The organism is Glutamicibacter sp. HZAU, from assembly GCF_004100365.1.
In the GTDB taxonomy this organism is placed as follows: Bacteria; Actinomycetota; Actinomycetes; order Actinomycetales; family Micrococcaceae; genus Glutamicibacter; species Glutamicibacter nicotianae.
The window spans coordinates 221,503-238,762 of record NZ_SCKZ01000005.1; the positions used below are offsets into that span (position 1 = coordinate 221,503).

A 17,260-nucleotide genomic window follows, 5' to 3' on the forward strand; every position below is an offset into this window, starting at 1 on the left:
GCCCCAATGCGAAATGCGCCACAACCTCTGCTTACGCGTTGCCGCGGTTGCGTTCGCGCATGGCACGCAATGCTTCGCGGTTATCCTGCTTTTCGCGCAGGGCCTGCCGCTTGTCGTACTCGCGCTTACCGCGGGCGACACCGATTTCCAGCTTCGCCCGACCCGATTTGAAGTACAAGCTCAGCGGTACGACAGTCAGGCCGGCTTCGCCGATCTTGCGCTCGATCTTGAGCAGTTCCTGGCGGTGCAGCAAGAGCTTTCGCCGACGACGAGCCGCATGATTGGTCCACGATCCGTTTAGGTACTCGGGAATGTAGACATTCTCGATGTACAGCTCACCGCGGTAGAACTGGCCGAAACCGTCAACGAGCGAAGCTTTGCCTTCGCGCAGCGACTTCACTTCGGTACCGGTGAGCACCATGCCAGCTTCGAAGGTGTCGAGGATTTCAAAATCGTGGCGCGCCTTGCGGTTGCTCGCGATGACTCGATCTTCTTGGTTCTTCTTAGCCACGTTACTCCTTGCATGTCGCGGGCGGATTCCCGCGCACAGACTACAAGTCTAGCGCTAGAGAAGTCCCAATGGGTTCACATGTGATCCATTGATGATCGTTTCGAAGTGCAGATGGCAGCCAGTCGAATTGCCGGTGGTGCCAACGTAGCCGATGACCTGGCCCTGCTTCACATGCTGGCCGACACTGACCGCGATGCGGGACATATGGTGGTAGTTGGTGGCCAGGGCCTTGCCCTTGATGACTCCATGCGAAATGGTGACCTTGTTGCCCGAGGATCCACCCCACCCGGCCATCCAGACTTCGCCGGATGCTGCCGCCGTGATGGGCGAGCCGCACTGGCCGCCGAAGCCCCAGTCGATACCCGCGTGCACATAGCCGCCGCGGCCACCGTAATCGATGGTTCCGGCTGGCGTTGGGCGCCATCCGAAGGTCGAGGTCAAACGGTTGCTGGTGGTCGGCTTAATCAATCCCCAGCTGCTTGGCTCGGCGTAGTCCGAAGACTTCGGCTGGGATTTCGGTGCAACGTAGGGCTTCTTCTTGTAGGTTCTTTTCTCCGCTCGGGCTTCGGCAGCCTTGCGCTCCTGCGCAGCCTCGTAGGCGGCCTTTTCCTCAGCGATGCGCTTTCGCTCGGCCGCTGCTTCGCGACGCGCCTTTTCTTCTGCCTTGCGCTTGCGCTCGGCGGCTTCCCGGATCAGGCGCTCCTGGCGTTCCTTGATCTGCTGATTGACCGCAGCGTATTCCTTCTGCTGCGATTCCAGCTTCGCCTGGATGCGTGGCTTCTGCGCTTCGAGTTCGGCGCTGAGCGCTTCGGTGCTGGCTACCAGTGCATCCAGCTCGTTCTTGGCGTTCTGCGCAGCATCTCGCGCTGCCTGCTCCTGCGCCAAAGCTTCCTCTGCCTGGGCTTTCAGCGAGGAGATTTCCTTCTCCACGGCAACCAGGCGAAGCTTGTTGCTTTCGTTATTGGCCTGTTCCTGGGCCAAATCGTTGTATGCGGCATTCTGGGATTCCATGGCACGATTGGCCATGTCCAGGCCGTCGGCCATCTTGGTTGCCGAATCCATGTTGAGGATCATGTCCAGCCCGCCCGAGACACCGCCGCGCTTATAGGCTTCCGCGGCGATCTGCGCCATCGCGTCCTCCGCTTCGGACAGCTTCGCAGCGTTTTCTTCGATCTGCTGGGCCACTTCATCACGAGTCGCCTGCGCGCTGATCAAGCGGTTATTCAGATCGGAGAGGGTGGCCTGGGCATTGGCTACGCGGCTTTGCGCGTCAGCCAATGCCTGCTGGGCAATGGGTACCTGCGCCTGCTGGTCACGCAATTTCTTGTCGGTTTCCTGGATGTCGGCATCCAGGAATTCCATGTCGGTCTCGAGGTTTTCGATGTTCTTCTCGACCTGAGCTTTCTTGTCGTCCAGCTCGTCAGCGACCACAAGGCCTGCTGGCAGAGTGAGCGCAAGAGCCATAGCTCCACCGATAGAGGCGCGTAAGAATTTACGTCGCACGGCGTTCGACAGCATAAAGCTCCTTTAAGAAATTGCGTACTTCAGTTCAAGCCTAGATAACGTTTCGGCTAAACCTTCAGGTAACGCTTCAACGTTACCACTGATGAAATTGTGGCCAAAACGATACCAATAATCAAGAGTATCGGAGCAACTAGCCATATTTCGGTGGTAGAGATGAACGCTACACCGACGTTTTCGTTGGCCAACTTGTCCTCAACGAGGAACTTCAGCAGCAACCACAGGGTGCCCGAAGCCAGCAGGCCGCCAATCAGCGACGCGATCACGCCTTCGATGATGAATGGCAATTGAATCGTTGCTTTCGAAGCGCCGACCAGCCGCATGATGGTTGTTTCGAGCCGCCGGTGCATGGCCGAGAGCTGAATGGTCGTCCCGGTAAGCAGCACCGCGCAAACAATCATCACGATTGCCACGACGGCGGCGGCAGCGGAAGCCACGCGCACCAACTGGAATACCTTTTCAAGCAGTTCGCGTTGGTCGATTACCGAGTCAACGCCTTCAACGGTGGAGAACGCTTCGTTGATCACCGGATACTTTTCCGGATCAACGAGTGCGACGCGGAAGGATTCGGGAAGTTGTTCTGCAGTGACCTGGTCGACCAACGCGGAGTTCTCGTATTGGTCAAGGAAGTTCTCGTACGCCTGTTCCTTGGATTCGTAGGCGAATTCCTTGATGTATGGGGCGAGCTGCTCGGACTTGAGCATCTCCTCGATGTTCTGCCGCTGTTCCTCGGTGACCGCACTGCCGGCACAGTTCGGCGAGGTGCTCGTGTCATCGCAGAGGTACACCGCGACTTCCATGCGGTCGTACCAGTAGCCCTTCATCTGGTTGATCTGGAGCTGAAGCAATACCGAAGCGCCAACGAAGGTCAACGATACGAAGGTCACCAGCACCACGGAAACAACCATGACGACGTTTTGCCGCAGGCCCTTCGCCGCTTCGCGGAGAATAAATCCTAGTCTCACTGGTCCTCGTCTTTCTTATCCTCGGCAACCTGCGATTCTTCGTCGTACTCCACGGCCGAATCGCCGACGAGCAGTTCACGCGAGCCGTCCTGGTTCACCACAGTGGTCATCGGCGTGTACTGGCCATCAATTTCATCGCGGATGACTCGTCCGCGTTTCAGTTCAATAACGCGGTGGCGGTATTCGCTCACCAGCTCGTGCGCGTGCGTAGCCATCAGGACGGTCGTGCCGTTCTGGTTGATGCGATTGAGCACGTTCATCACTTCGATGCTGTTCTTGCGGTCAAGGTTGCCAGTAGGCTCATCGGCCAGCAGGATCGACGGCCTGTTCACAATGGCGCGGGCAATGCCAACGCGTTGCTGCTCGCCACCGGAAAGCTCGGTTGGCTTGCGGCGTGCTTTGTCTTCGAGGCCGACCATTTTCAATGCGTCCGGCACTCGCTCGCGGATCTGGGCACGGGAGGCACCGATGACTTCCATGGCGAACGCGACGTTGTCGAAGACCGTACGCTCACGCAAGAGGCGGAAGTCCTGGAAAACGAACCCAATGTCGCGGCGCAGCTTGGGCACACGACGGCTCGGTATGCGGTTGAGGTTCTGTCCGGCTACGTAGACGGATCCGTCGGTGGAGCGCTTTTCGCGCAGCACCAAGCTGAGGAAGGTCGACTTACCCGAACCGGATTCACCAACCAGGAAGGCGAATTCGCCACGGTCTATCTCGATGCTTACCTCGTCCAAAGCCGCATTCTGCTGCTTCGGCTCGTAAACCATCGAGACGTTTTCGAATTTAATCATGTCTTCAATCGCTAGTCTTCGTCGGGGCGCGACCCACGAACACCAATCTCGAGATCAAACGTCTATTGATGCGCCAGTCTTCCAAACACTATCGGTGCAAGGTTGCGAACCAGCCGAAATATAAGGCGTGTTGCAAGATTCATGCCGTACGTCCAGCTAACGCGAAGTGCGCAGCTTCGGCATGACTAGCTGTAATTGGCGCAGCAGGATCCGCAACGGTGATGATGCTTACACCCTGCATGACAGAAGCGTCCACCGCGGTCAGTGTCAGCGAGACCGCCTACTTGCTTGGTCGGCGTTGTCCTGCACGCCAGCGGATGCCTGCATCGATGAAATCGTCGATTTCACCGTCAAGCACCGCCTGGGTGTTGCCCACTTCATGTTCGGTTCGCAGGTCCTTGACCATTTGATACGGGTTGAGCACGTAGGAGCGCATTTGGTCACCCCAAGATGCCTTCACATCGCCGGCGAGTTCCTTCTTCTGCGCGTCCTCCTGCTCCTTCTTCAAGAGCAGCAAGCGCGACTGCAGAACTCGAAGCGCGGCAGCACGGTTCTGGATCTGCGATTTCTCGTTCTGCATCGAGACGACGACGCCGGTAGGAATATGCGTCATGCGTACCGCCGAGTCGGTGGTGTTGACGCTCTGGCCGCCAGGCCCCGAGGAGCGGAACACGTCCACGCGGATTTCAGATTCCGGGATTTCGATAGTGTCGGTCTGCTCAATCAGCGGCACAACTTCCACGGCCGCAAACGATGTCTGGCGACGACCCTGATTATCGAATGGCGAGATGCGCACCAGGCGGTGGGTACCGGCTTCTACGGAGAGCGTGCCGAAGGCATACGGGGCATCAATTTCAAAGGTTGCCGATTTGAGGCCGGCTTCTTCGGCGTACGACGTGTCCATGACAGTGGCCTTGTATCCACGGCGTTCAGCCCAACGCAGGTACATGCGCAGGAGCATCTCCGCGAAGTCCGCGGCATCAACACCGCCAGCACCGGAGCGAATCGTGACAACCGCACCTCGGGCATCGAATTCGCCGTTGAGGAGGGTAACTATCTCGAGTTCAGCGAGGGCCTTCTGGATGCTGGTGAGCTCCTTGTCCGCTTCATCCAGCGTATCGTCGTCTTCTTCGAGCTCGGCAAGCTCAACCAGGACTTCCAAATCATCGATTCGCGTCTGCAGCCGAGTCAGCCGTTCCAGCTCGGACTGGCGATGGGATAGCTTGCTGGTGACGATTTGAGCAGCGGCCGGATCATCCCAGAGGTTGGGAGCGCCCGCTTCTTCCGAGAGGACTGCGATGTCAGCTTTGATCTGCTCGACATCGCTCACGTCTTCAATTGCGGAGAATGTAGAACGCAGTGAGCGGATTTCAGCGGAGAAGTCAGTTTTTGCCATGGTCTTCTAAGACTACGTCATTTGGCCACTGTTCATTGAGTCCGGCGGCCAACGTGGTGATTACCTGCTCAATACGGTTCGAGCGGATGATTCGACTGATATCGGCACTCCACCGGGAACAAGCCACCCTACTATCGGCGGTTGCACCGAACCGCTCAACTGGAGATTCGCACCTTGGCCATCGGGCATGATCTGGACCCGGCCGATTCGCAGATTCTCGACCCGGCCGGCCGCACCAACATCTGAAAGGTACTGCTGCACTGCTTGCTGCACGCGTTGCTGGTCCAGCTGGATCCTTGGGTTGCCGTTGTCCGCAAGGAACTCGAATTCGTCTACGGCAGCAACGACCGCTCCGTCGGCAATTGACAACAGCTGACGCGCTTTGAGGTTGACGGCGCTGGCTGCCAGCACCACGGAGATGGTCAGCAATGTGATGGCGCACAGGCCGATTGCCAGCACCAAGGATTGCCCATCTTCATTCCGCAGATTCCGGACAGCACGCTGCGGCCTAGCCAAATCGATCAGTCCTTTGCGACGCGGAGGAATCCACGGTGAATGCGGACGCCTCGACCCATTCGGATACGAAAGGCAGCGGGACATCCAAGGCTACGGTCACGGTGACGACACTGCCCGGGCTCAAGCATTCCATTTCGCAACGAATTGAAGTGCGGGCGTTGCGATACCCAAAATTGTGCATGGTTCTTCGCACAACAGCGTGTGCATCGTTCCTCGCCTGCACAGGGTCTTCTGCGGCGGCAAAGACCTTGGCGGCATGATCGGCAGCACCAACCACGGCATAGCTGCCTCCTTGAAGCTGGCCGGCGGCCAGTATCAAGTACACCAGGGGAATCAGCAAGACGGTTGAAGCAAAAACGAATTCCACTACCGCACTTCCACGATCTTCATCCCGAATTCTGCGATGCATGGCGGTAGCCAGATTCTTGGCCCTACCCATAACGCACCGCCTCTCCTTCCACGTGCAAGTCCCACCCATTGGGCAAGAGCCCGATCAATGGCACTCGGGTGCTGACCGATACGGTAACCAACTGGCTGTCCCCTACTGGAGTGGTGCTCACGGCAATGTCACGGGCGAATCCACCATGCAAGCTTTCGGTGATCAATGTCCGGGTTCTGCCTTGGGCATCGGCCGCTGAACGATTGGCCAGTGCACCGTAGTGGGCGCCGTTGGAAGCCGCGTCAATCAGCGTATTGCGCACATGCAGAACCAGCGCGAGTTGGACAAGCGTCATTGCGATCACCACAAGCAACGTTGTCACCATGACAAATTCCGCTACAGCAGACCCGCGCTCGCTGCGCGTGGACTCCGACGAACTCGGAGATCCAGATAACCGCGCGCCGGAGCTCATGAACGGTTATCCCAATCCGGAAACTCGATCGATGGCCTGGTTGAACAGGTCCTGCAGCCTAGGTCCTGCGATGGCCAGCAACGCGGCGACCAGCAAAGCAGACATGAGCGTGATCATGACCCACCCCGGAACGTCGCCTCTGCTATCCCTGAGTTTCGGAGAAAGCTTATGAATGAGTAGTTCACCGGCTGCGATGATCTGCATTGCCAGTTTGAGCATCATTTGTTGTACGTGGTTCATGACAGCCCTTCCAACGTGCTAAAAGAATTCAAAGTGAGAGGTTCAAGATTTTCTATGCACCGTTCAGTAGCTCATCTCCAATAACGCTAGGCCGGGGAATACGGCAAAAACGATCGTGAGCGGCAGAATGCCGAATACCACCGGGATAAGCATGGAAATTTCACGTTTTCCGGCAACTTCCATAAGTTCGCGTTTCGACGCATCGCGAACATCCTGTGCCTGGTCTCTGAGCACCTGTGCCAAGGGCGTGCCCCGCTCTGTGGCGACAACGATCGCATCGACAAAGCGCGTCATCGCCCCGACTTGCATCCGGTCAGACATATTCTGCATAGCTTGGACCATCGGCGTACCTGCGTGAATGTCGTTCAAGGTCTTCGTGAATTCCTCGCCGATCACTCCATGGCAGATTCGAGAGATTCTCTCGATTGCTCCCGTTGTGGATTCGCCCGCGCCGACAGTTAGCGCCAGCACCTCGGCCACGGTGGGGAATTGAGTCAATATTTTTCTAGACCGCCGGTGGATCTGTTCGCCAAGCCACCAACCACGCAATGCGTAGCCCGAAATTCCGAAACCCATGACAACCAGCACTGACAAGAACAAAGAAACTTGATACTGGACGGCAGCAAGAGCCATGAATGCAGAACCTGCTACCAAACCTGCCAAAGCATAAACAATTTCCTGGGACCGATAGTCAACGAGGCTCATGTCCAATCCTGCAGCGTTCAGGCGCTTTCGGAGCGTACCGGCAGAAGGACTGTGCAAGCTAGCCAGCTTCTTGATTTGCTGCAGCATGGGGGCAGCTAGCTGGCCCAAAGCCGAGTGCCCGGAGTCCGAGTGCCAGGAGTCTTCAAGCATGCGCGAGCTTCGAACGCCAACACGGACGTGCGGCGCAATACGATCAGCGAAGGCCATTCTGCGCCAGCCCGGCAGGTTCACGAAGACCAGCCATAGTCCCAGACCAAGTCCCAAACCGCAAAGCGCCGCCCATGACGTATAGCTGCTCATGCCAGCACTCGTTCTTCTACTGGCAAGGTACCGAGCCGGAGCATGATTCGATAGCAGACGAACGAAACCACCACGCCGAGGCCGAGCACGATCACTCCCCCGAATGTCATATACGCATCTTTCGCAGCTTCCTGGGTGCCCAGGACCAGCAGCAAGATCCACGGCGCCGCAACGGCCAGACGTGCTGCTGAAACAATCCAAGATTGCCTGGCCGCGAGTTCTCCTCGTGTTCTCACGTCATCTCGCAGGAATGCCGACAACGTTGTGAGCGTATGGCCCAAGTCGGTGCCTCCGACCTCACGGGTGATGCGCAGTGTCGTGAGAATTTTGTCAGCTACCGGATCTGCCAATCGTTCGCCCAGCTGGTCCAATGCCACGGAGAAGTTCGCGGTGGCTCGATAGTCCAAGGCGAAGTCCCGGAATAGAGGCCGCAATACGTCCGGTCCCACAACTGCCAACTGGCTCAAGGCTTCAGGAAGCGAGAGACCTGCCCGGATGGCGCTTCGCAAGTGGTCAACCACTTCGGGCCATTGCTCTTGCAACGCCGCGTGGCGTTTAGCCGCCTGATGGCGCAGATAGACCCATGGTGCAAATGACCCAAAGAGGCAAAACACGACGGCGAAGAGCCACGACGCGGTGAGTCCCAAGGTCACCAACGCGAAAGTCAGCCCGCAGACCACGCAAATTGCGATGAATTTTGCCGGCGCCAGATTGCTCATGCCCGCATGGAGCAATGCGTTCTTGATCGCCGAGCTGCGTTTAGGCGATTTCTCCCACGGGGCAAACAGCAACCAGTCGACCATGAGGGCAATGCCCAGCCCGCCGAGGAAAGCAAAGAAAGCAACCACCGCTACACCGCCATCAATTCGGCAATATTGATGCCAGCTACATCGAACTTTTCATGCGACCAATCAGCGCCCCTGGCCGGTTGCAGGCGATCGGCCTGGCGTTCGAAAAGCGTCGAGGACTCAATTTGCCCCTCCTCCACGCGATTGCGCACACTGAGAATTTCGTTGACGTAGCGATGGCCCTGGGGGCTTCGTACGCAATGGACAACTAGGTCAATGCATGCGGCTACCGTCTTGATGGTGAAGTCGCTGGTGATGTTCGGTCCTGCAAGCAGGGGCAAGGTGCAAATTTTCGTGATCGCGTCACGGGCAGAATTCGCATGCAAGGTGCACAGCCCCGCGATTCCCGAGTTCAACGCAATCAGCATATCCAAGGACTCTGCTTCGCGAACCTCGCCGACAATGATGCGTTCAGGGCGCATGCGCAGAGCTTCCTTGACCAATCGGCGCATGGTGATTTCGCCAGTTCCTTCAAGATTGGCGAGACGAGTTTGCATCGCAACGACATCCCGTAGCGAGAGATTGAGCTCGAAAATTTCCTCGATGGTGATGATTCGTTCCCTGCGGCCGATCGCTGATGCCAAGCAGTTGAGCATTGTGGTTTTGCCGGCCTGGGTAGGTCCAGTCACGATGACATTAAGACCTGCGCCGATGGCGGTGGAAAGGAACCTCGCCGCTTGCTCGCTCAATGATCCAAGCTCGACCAGGTCTTCAAGCTTTCCTGCGCGTGCTATGAACTTGCGAATGTTGATGGCCCAATGCTCATGGGTGATATCCGGAATCACGACGTGCAGACGAGACCCATCGGGCAACTGGCAGTCGACAAATGGTTGGGAAAGATCCAGGCGCCTGCCAGAGGACTTGAGCATCCGTTCTACCAGGGCTGCAATTTCGGCCGATTCCATGCGGATGTGGGTCAGTTCGCTTTGGCCGCCCCTGGCGCAAAAAATTTGATGCGGCGAATTGACCCAAATTTCCTCGACAGAAGGATCATCCAGCAGGGGTTGCAACGGCCCAAAACCGGACACGTTGTCGAAAACTGAACGTTGGGCGGCCTCTAGCGATCCAAGTGAAGGCACAGCTCCAAGCAATGCGCGTTCGTCGTAGTCTCTGATGACTTCGTCTATTAAGGCCCGGATCATCGCTGGCTGCTTGGCTGGGTCCAATCCGCGACGCCGGACCAGCTCCCGTACTTCGTCTTCGACAATGGACAGCGCATCCACCACTGGCTCCTTTGGCTTTCCTGTTGGAGAATCCCGAAGTCGGGGACCATCGGCGAGCGCGTCGTCGGTGCAGCATACCTATTCGTATGACAAGGGATGCTATCTGCAGCGGCGACCGCTTTCAAGAGGTTGCTGCAGTTGTGGATAGTTCTTAATTCTTTCTCCACAAAGGGATTTATATTTCCCGATGCCGACCAAATTGCTGGTTTTGATGGGAAAGGCTACTTTCCATCACCTTCTGGAGGGCTCATGGTCCGCTATGAATTGCTTCTGGTTTCCCGAAAATTCCAGCATCCGAGACAATTCGAACTTGTCATGTCCGGGCGAATCTCGGGCGAGCAGCTCGCCGCGCTCCTGCAGCGGAACTTCCCGGACCATCGATGGTTTGCGGGAGCAACGCGGATAGAAGAATTGGAGACTCTGTCTGCTGCCGATCGCCTCGTGCTCCATGAACTGCCCCAGCCCGCTCTCGTCTCAGGCGCCGCTGCTTCGCGCCTCAAGCTGCTAGTGCTTCGCGGCCCCGACGCTGGTGCCTGGATTCCGCTCACGAAGGGAGAGCATGCCATCGGCCGAACTGCCCCGCTCTGGTTGGAAGATCCGCTGGTTTCCAGGAATCATGCGAAGGTCATCGTGACAGCACAGGGCTTGCACATGCACGCGTGTGCCGAGCAAGAAATTGCCATGCCAGATGGAAGCCACCGCCAGTCCGTCGAGCTGGAGCAGGGATCACGCTTCCGGCTAGGCAACACCGAATTCGCCGTAGGCGATCCATTAGCTGCCGACTCCGGTCATCTGGTCTCCTCCGAACAGTTGGAAATCCAGGCACCTTCAAAGCCCGAACTGTCCCGATTGATTGCATTGGCCTTAGCCGCATTTGTTCCGATCATTTCCGGCGTCTTGCTTGCCGTGGTTACCGGTTCAATGCTCTTCCTGGTCTTGAGCGGCGTTTCTGCCCTGATGGGGCTGGTACCTGCGGGTCAGCTGGTGGTGGAACGGCGTCGGTGGAAAAGCGAAATGCAAGAGCAGCGGGCGTCCGCGATCGCCGCAAGAACGAGATACTCACCGGACCTTGGCGAAACGTTCGTAGCTGGACTGGATGCTTCGTCTTTGGGCCTGTCCTGTAACCGGATACCACCCTTGGTTTGGGGCGAGGGCCTGTGGTCTCCCCAAGAATTCTCTCGTCCTTCTCCCACGGGCGTGCGCAAGATATTTCGAGGCCTCAGAAAGACGAAGACGGATGCGCCCTGGTTTGGTCCGGTGTTCTTCCCAAGCACCCCGGGCGTCTGGCAATTGAAGACTGTGCAAGGGCAAAGTGCGGGATCGATTCTCGCCGCAGTTCTTGCGCGTTACCTCCCGGCTATACATGCCGGCCAGCTACGGCTGGTAATCGATCCCAGTATTCGCTGTCTTCCTGCGTCATTGCTCTTGATGAACAACGTCTGCATGTCCCATCTGTCCGATTCCGATGAATCGCGCTTCCTCAGGAAAGAGGCAGCCGGTCTGGCCACGCTGTACGTCACTGCCCAATCACCGCAGCCCATATCCGGCACACTGGTGCTGGGCATTTCACCGGTACTGTCCGAGTCTGTGGAGAATTGGATTGTTCCAAGCCCCGTCTGTGCGCATTTGCCCGACGAACGGCTAGTTCTTCAGAGCCTGGGCACGCTGAGCCTCGCTCGGTTCGACAAGATGGTTCAGCAATATGTGCAGCTGCCGAAGAAAGCAGCAACAGAGAATCCAGACTCAAGGCCGTCTGACTCCCGGTGCCTACGTGCACTTCTGGGTCTGGATGACCAGCAAGAGGACGTGTTCCTCGACCTTCACGAGGACGGTCCGCACGTACTGGTATGCGGCACGACTGGCTCGGGCAAGTCAGAAGCGCTCCGGCGAATCATCGCAGATTTTTCTTGCAACTATTCGCCGGCTCAGCTCGCTCTCGTGCTCATTGATTTCAAGGGTGGAGCTGGGCTCGGTGTTTATGCAGGCTTGCCCCACGTCCAGCTCTTCGCAAGCGACCTTGATGAAGCCGCGGCCCAGCGTACGTTAGAGCAATTGGAGCATGAAGTGCATCGGCGCGAAGAGCTTTTGGCGGATCACGGTTGCAGCGACATTGCCGAATATCAAGATCTCGCTGAACCAGGCCCAGTCCTGCCTCGCTTGGTAGTCGTCATTGACGAATTCCGCGTCTTCATCGAAACCCTGCCTCAAGCCAGCGCCAGAATTGATCGCTTGGCTGCGGTAGGCCGGGCTCTCGGTATCCACCTGATTCTCAGTACGCAACGACCGGCTGGCGCCTTGACCGGGCAAACCAAGGCGAACTTGAACACGACAATCGCCTTGAGGGTCAACGACCCAGGCGAATCGATCGAACTGGTTGGCTCCGTCCAAGCATCCAAATTCCTCTTCCCTGGCCAGGCGATCATCAAGAGTGCTTCCAAGCCAACTCGGTGCCTGCAATTCCATCTGGCCATCGAGCCACCTCTGCACGGCGAATTATTCGAGCGGAATCGCCAAGATCTCACCTTGCTTCCCCTGTGCCAATTCGAGAAGAGCGTTGCATCAGCAACCGGAGATCCATTGCGCGACCATGCCGCCGAGCTTTCTTCACGATGGTCAGGTACGGAGCTGCCGGCATCCGGTTTTGCCCCGGCGTTGCCATTGCCATCAGAACCATGGCCTTCGCCGCCGACTTGGGAGGGGAAGGAGCGCGGGGCTATCTGCTGCGGTATTGCAGATAACCTGCATCTGGCCCGGCTCGAGCCGCTGGTCCTCGACCCTGCCCGTTCACGATCAACGTTGATCTGCGGCCTGCCTGAAGCCGGTGCACGCACGCTATTTGCTTCCCTGGCCGATTCGACAAGAAAAATATTGTGCTTCGGTCCATCACCAGTTCCGGATGCCGCCAAGAACCTCAAAGTTGTCACCGGTGAAGATCCCTACGCCTTCTTCGAAGCTGTCGACTTCGTGGAATCCATGCCGAAGGATCCGGGATTGATCATTCTTGTACATTCACTCACCCAGTTGCAGTCCAACATCCACCCCCAGCATTTTCAACGCTTGGATGAAGCACTCGGTACGCTATTGCGTTTCGGCGGGCCTGAATCGCCAATGGTTCTTTGTTCAGTCGACCGGGACCAGAATGCCTTGAAGTCCACTGGTCTTTGCACCGAGCAATGGTTTTTCCCATTCAACGCCACCGAGTCGTTGAAGATGATCTGGCCCAAGATTCCGGCCTGTTCTCCGCTGCCTGGCCGCGGAGTCAAACTACGTTCCGGGCAACCGCCGCAAGTTTTCCAACTCACCCACGCACATTCGGCTGGCGTCGCCGATAGCGTCTGGCCGGTCCGGCCAACGGCCAGAGAGATCTTTGCAGGATCTGCGCTGCGCCCGGAAACTTTTCTGGGATTCTCGCCCTTTGATGGTGAAGCCGTGCCTCGACCAGCAGGGCAACTAGCCATTGTGCTCTGTCCCGATACGCTACAGCGCCGGCAGTTGAGCGATGTGCTCGCTTGGCGCTGGAAGGCCATGCATATTTGCGGCTTGTCGGACTTGGATCGGTTCGTCCGGGCTCTCGATGACGCCTCATCCGGGGACCGGCAGGAATTGCTCTGCGTGTACTTGGAAACCACCAGCGATTCGCGCCTGCCGCCGATCATTGAGGCACTGAAGTCCAGTGGGATCGGTGTCGTGCTATTCGTTCCACCGTCCAACAGGATCGCCTACGACTTGGGAATGAGCGTCAACGGGCTAGATGATCGCCAGGTGATTGTTGTCGAAGCCCATCATCCGCAGGATCTTCAACCGATGAACTGGCCGCCGATCCACCCGGAGATTGACCAAGGGTTCAAGGATTATTGGGCTGCCATCATCTCTAAACGAGGCAACCCTCGTGTGATTCACATTCCGTACGAATTATCTGGCGGGCTTTCAGCGATTCGGCCGGTCTCCGAGGAAAGTGGTCGTCTTCGGGGCGAAGAGCATCACCACAGTAGTTCCCGCGATCACAATGGACAGGACCGCCGCGGCCGTCACCATCGGGATGTCGGAGCTCAGGAACGAAACGGAGAGGATGAGCTGGAATAGTTGCCAAACGATGATCGGAGCACGAGTGAACGCTTTTCCCTTGAAGAAGTTAATGGCAACCGAGCCGTGCCAAACAGCAAGCAGCAAGCAAAGAGCCAGCATGAATAGCTGCCCGCCCATGTTGACTGTTCCATTGGCATCCAGGTTCAGCATGTAGCTGATGGCGTACGCCAGGGTGGCCAGTGCTTCAATCAGGACCAGCGCGGCAACCACGAAAACACTGGTTGGGCGGGACGAGGTTGTATTTTCGTTGCTCACATCAACAATTTTCGTTGACCTTCTACAGGAACTCAAACCGCAACAATTGACTTTCGATGTTGTTCGCGCCACACCACCGATAACTAGCGGATCCAGGTGCCAAATGCCATGTGAGAAAGCCCTCAGGCTTTCAGCAACTTTTCACTTCCGTGACTCTTGTTTACTTCCGCGTTACATGAAAACCTTATGTGGTTGGTTAAACGAAGTGCCCGAATGGACTTCACCGACCTTTCGAAACGCCAGAAGTTAACCACTAGGCAACCAGGAATTCATTTCACTCCTAGGTCGTTGTTGCCTGTGTGTTGATTGCCGTTGGCGTTTCAGACCCTCTCAGATTTCAAGGAGCATCAATAAGCATGGATTGGCGTAGCCGCGCGGCGTGTCTGGAAAAGGACCCGGAACTGTTTTTCCCAGTGGGAAACACCGGTCCGGCCCTGTTGCAGATCGAAGAGGCCAAGAGCGTCTGCCGTCGATGTGAAGTAACCGAAACCTGCCTGCAGTGGGCCATTGAGTCCGGCCAGGACGCAGGGGTATGGGGCGGCATGAGCGAAGATGAGCGCCGTGCCTTGAAGCGTCGCGCAGCACGAGCTCGCCGCGCTTCCTAATTGAGCTGCGCTCGAGGTAATTCTCGCAACCCGAGACGCTATACGAAATCCGCCAGCGGTCAACACCACTGGCGGATTTCGAGTTTAAACGGCAAATTGTCAGCTCACATAGGTACATTAAAGGTAGTATTCATGTTCGAAAGGATCCGTTAGTGACTCTGGCCCGCTTCGCGCGCACCGTTCAGGCAGGTGCGTCCGCAAAATGAGCCCGGCCCTGACCGACCCGAACCTGGGCAAGACGCTGGATGGCCGCTACCGGCTCGACCATCTGCTCGCCCTGGGTGGCATGTCGCGGATCTACCGCAGCATGGACAAGCGCCTGCACCGAGCCGTTGTCGTGAAGATCTTGAATGACAACTTCGCCAGCGAGTCCACGGTTCGTGAACGATTCGAATCTGAAGCTGTCATCGCCGCGAATATAACCCATCCGAATGTGGTCTCCATCCGAGATCACAACGTGAGCGACAATTTGGTGTACCTCGTGATGGAATATGTTCGCGGGCGCAATCTCGAACAGGTCATAGAGGAACGCGGGCGTTTTACACCGCGCCAGGCCCTCAGCGTCCTTGAGCAGATTTGCCGCGGCCTCAGCGCCGCGCACAGCGAGGGCATCATCCACCGGGACATGAAACCGGCCAACGTGCTGTTCTCCGATACCGGTGAAGTCAAAGTCACCGACTTCGGCTTGGCCCGTGCTGCGAGCGCCCATACCCAGTCGGCGACGCTCGTGGCAACGCTGTCCCATGTTTCTCCTGAACTGGTTTCAGGCGCGCCAGCCGATTCGCGCAGCGACATCTATGCCCTGGGCATCATGATCTATCAGATGCTGACTGGGCAATTGCCGTACACCGAAACCAATGCAGCCGCATTGATGAAACATCATCTGGACTCCCCCATGCCCCCGCCCTCGGACCTGGTTCCCGGGTTGGCCGAAGATCTCGATGAACTTGTTCGATGGTGCACCGAGAAGGATCCGGAAAAGCGTCCGCAGGATGCCTCCTTGCTGCTGGAGGAGATCATCCAGATCCGCTCCACGCTCAGCGATGCGCAATTGGATGTCGGTGCCGAGGACCTCGGCGGGATCGAAGATCTCGCGCCGCAAGCATTCGCCCAGATGCCTACGACGCTGCAGCAGCGCCTTGATGCGATGCAACGCGAGCGCGAGGAAGAACGTGAACAGCTGTGGCTGGAGCGGAATGCTGCACAGCAAGAGGCCGGCTACGAACTAGATGATGCTCCAGCCGATACTGATCGGACGACGGTCATAGCCGCGGCCGATGCCACCGAAGTCCTGGACCTTCGCGATGCGCAAGCCACCTTGGCCCAGCCTCGTGCGGCTGATCCCGGCTCGGATCCTGGAATTGCCGCGACGTCGGTGTACACCCGTCGCGATGAGTTGGGCGCAACCGAAGAACCTGGCGAAGCCAATGAATCACCGCTATCGGTCCGTGGCCAGAAGCGTGCGCAGAAGCAAGCGGCAAGGAAGTGGCGCAAGGAAGCCCAGGTGCCAACCCACCGTTTGCGCCAGCCGCGCACCGGAACGCAAAAGTTCGTCATTACCCTGATGTGGATCCTCGTCGTCGCTCTGGTGGCCGGCGCAGGATGGTTCTTCGGCCGCGGCCCCGGAACAATTATCCGCATCCCGTCATTGACCGGCATGCTCCAGTCGCAGGCAATCGCGCAGATGGACGGCCAAGGCGTTCCCGTTCGCATAGGCACCGCCTACGACGATGAGATTGCCATCGGCCGGGTGGTGGATTCGCAACCTGGAACCGGCGAAAACATCATGAAGTTCCAGGGAATCGACCTGATCGTTTCACAAGGCCCGGAGCTTTTTGCGGTTCCGGATGTTGCTGGGAATCCCCTTGAGCAGGCCACCACGGCCCTGGCCGAGGTCGGCTTCGAGGACGTTAAGACCACCGAAGCCTACTCGGAATCGGTCAAGGAGGGCGAAGTCATCAGTTCCTCGCCGGCCGCCGGTGAGAAATTGCCGAGGAAGAACATCATCACCCTTGCCATTTCCAAGGGACATGCTCCGGTCAGCGTTCCTTCGGTCATCGGCCTTGGCAAGGAGGCGGCCAAGGAGAAGCTTGAGGCGGTTGGCCTGGAACTTGAGGCGGGTAGAGCCGTCCATTCCTCGACGGTCGAAAAAGACCTCATCGCGCTCCAGGATCCAACTCAGGGGACCATCCCATATGGCAGCACCGTGACGGTAAATCTTTCGCAGGGACCAGAGTACGTCCAGATCCCGTCCGTGATTGGCATGGGCGTGGAAGAAGCCGTCGCGACGCTGGAATCCGCCGGTTTTACCGTCAAGACCCATGATGTTTTTGGCGGTTTCGGCCAAACCGTGCGCATGCAATCTCCGCTGCACCAGCAAGCTGTGCGCGGCAGCGAGATCAGCATCTACGCTTTCTAGGGCCGTTGGCGCTTCCAGTTCATAA

General features: G+C 57.6%; 15 protein-coding genes. 3 read left to right on the forward strand and 12 right to left on the reverse strand.

Features of this window, described 5'->3' with window-relative positions; all coding sequences use genetic code 11:
* Window positions 1–31: 31 nt before the first annotated feature.
* The 12 genes from smpB to EKH49_RS09480 all read right to left on the reverse strand — a co-directional run bounded on the left by smpB (window position 32) and on the right by EKH49_RS09480 (window position 9,870).
* The gene (smpB, locus tag EKH49_RS09425; RefSeq protein WP_073707668.1) at window positions 32–511 is read right to left on the reverse strand and encodes an SsrA-binding protein SmpB; all 480 of its coding nucleotides are present in this window, start codon (window positions 509–511) and stop codon (window positions 32–34) included.
* A gap of 54 nt (window positions 512–565) precedes the next feature.
* Window positions 566–1,975, reverse strand: a complete 1,410-nt coding sequence (locus EKH49_RS09430) for a M23 family metallopeptidase (RefSeq protein ID WP_236641104.1) — start codon at window positions 1,973–1,975, stop codon at window positions 566–568.
* Between the two features lie 107 nt (window positions 1,976–2,082).
* Window positions 2,083–2,997 carry a permease-like cell division protein FtsX gene (gene ftsX / locus EKH49_RS09435; RefSeq protein WP_128470639.1) on the reverse strand — a complete coding sequence of 305 codons (915 nt, stop codon included), beginning with the start codon at window positions 2,995–2,997 and terminating at the stop codon, window positions 2,083–2,085.
* Window positions 2,994–3,791 (reverse strand): cell division ATP-binding protein FtsE, encoded by a 798-nt coding sequence (gene ftsE / locus EKH49_RS09440; protein WP_038990409.1) that lies wholly within the window; start codon window positions 3,789–3,791, stop codon window positions 2,994–2,996. Before ftsE ends, ftsX begins: the two co-directional genes overlap by 4 nt.
* A gap of 280 nt (window positions 3,792–4,071) precedes the next feature.
* Window positions 4,072–5,187: a peptide chain release factor 2 gene (prfB, locus tag EKH49_RS09445; RefSeq protein WP_038990407.1), complete on the reverse strand. Its 1,116-nt coding sequence runs from the start codon at window positions 5,185–5,187 to the stop codon at window positions 4,072–4,074.
* Window positions 5,188–5,247: 60 nt separating this feature from the next.
* Window positions 5,248–5,703, reverse strand: a complete 456-nt coding sequence (locus EKH49_RS09450) for a hypothetical protein (protein ID WP_128470640.1) — start codon at window positions 5,701–5,703, stop codon at window positions 5,248–5,250.
* Complete coding sequence (locus EKH49_RS09455; RefSeq protein WP_236641105.1) at window positions 5,696–6,142, reverse strand: hypothetical protein; 447 nt, start codon at window positions 6,140–6,142, stop codon at window positions 5,696–5,698. Before EKH49_RS09455 ends, EKH49_RS09450 begins: the two co-directional genes overlap by 8 nt.
* On the reverse strand, window positions 6,135–6,554 hold the full coding sequence (locus tag EKH49_RS09460; protein ID WP_128470641.1) for a TadE family protein: 420 nt from the start codon (window positions 6,552–6,554) through the stop codon (window positions 6,135–6,137). The genes EKH49_RS09455 and EKH49_RS09460 overlap by 8 nt, the downstream gene beginning before the upstream one ends.
* Before the next feature lie 6 nt (window positions 6,555–6,560).
* Entirely contained in the window at window positions 6,561–6,758 is a 198-nt protein-coding gene (locus EKH49_RS09465; protein ID WP_442903506.1) for a hypothetical protein, read from the reverse strand.
* A gap of 99 nt (window positions 6,759–6,857) precedes the next feature.
* Window positions 6,858–7,799 (reverse strand): type II secretion system F family protein, encoded by a 942-nt coding sequence (locus tag EKH49_RS09470; RefSeq protein ID WP_128470642.1) that lies wholly within the window; start codon window positions 7,797–7,799, stop codon window positions 6,858–6,860.
* The gene (locus EKH49_RS09475; RefSeq protein WP_236641106.1) at window positions 7,796–8,602 is read right to left on the reverse strand and encodes a type II secretion system F family protein; all 807 of its coding nucleotides are present in this window, start codon (window positions 8,600–8,602) and stop codon (window positions 7,796–7,798) included. Before EKH49_RS09475 ends, EKH49_RS09470 begins: the two co-directional genes overlap by 4 nt.
* 47 nt (window positions 8,603–8,649) lie before the next feature.
* Window positions 8,650–9,870: a CpaF family protein gene (locus tag EKH49_RS09480; protein ID WP_128470644.1), complete on the reverse strand. Its 1,221-nt coding sequence runs from the start codon at window positions 9,868–9,870 to the stop codon at window positions 8,650–8,652.
* 249 nt (window positions 9,871–10,119) lie between these two features.
* Between EKH49_RS09480 and EKH49_RS09485 the strand changes: the two genes are divergently transcribed.
* The 3 genes from EKH49_RS09485 to EKH49_RS09495 all read left to right on the forward strand — a co-directional run bounded on the left by EKH49_RS09485 (window position 10,120) and on the right by EKH49_RS09495 (window position 17,235).
* On the forward strand, window positions 10,120–13,953 hold the full coding sequence (locus tag EKH49_RS09485) for an FHA domain-containing protein (RefSeq protein ID WP_161567495.1): 3,834 nt from the start codon (window positions 10,120–10,122) through the stop codon (window positions 13,951–13,953).
* A 614-nt stretch (window positions 13,954–14,567) separates the two neighbouring features.
* A complete protein-coding gene (locus tag EKH49_RS09490; RefSeq protein WP_013348560.1) occupies window positions 14,568–14,816 on the forward strand; it encodes a WhiB family transcriptional regulator in 249 nt (82 codons plus the stop codon).
* A 202-nt stretch (window positions 14,817–15,018) separates the two neighbouring features.
* Complete coding sequence (locus EKH49_RS09495) at window positions 15,019–17,235, forward strand: Stk1 family PASTA domain-containing Ser/Thr kinase (RefSeq protein WP_128470646.1); 2,217 nt, start codon at window positions 15,019–15,021, stop codon at window positions 17,233–17,235.
* Window positions 17,236–17,260 lie beyond the last annotated feature (25 nt).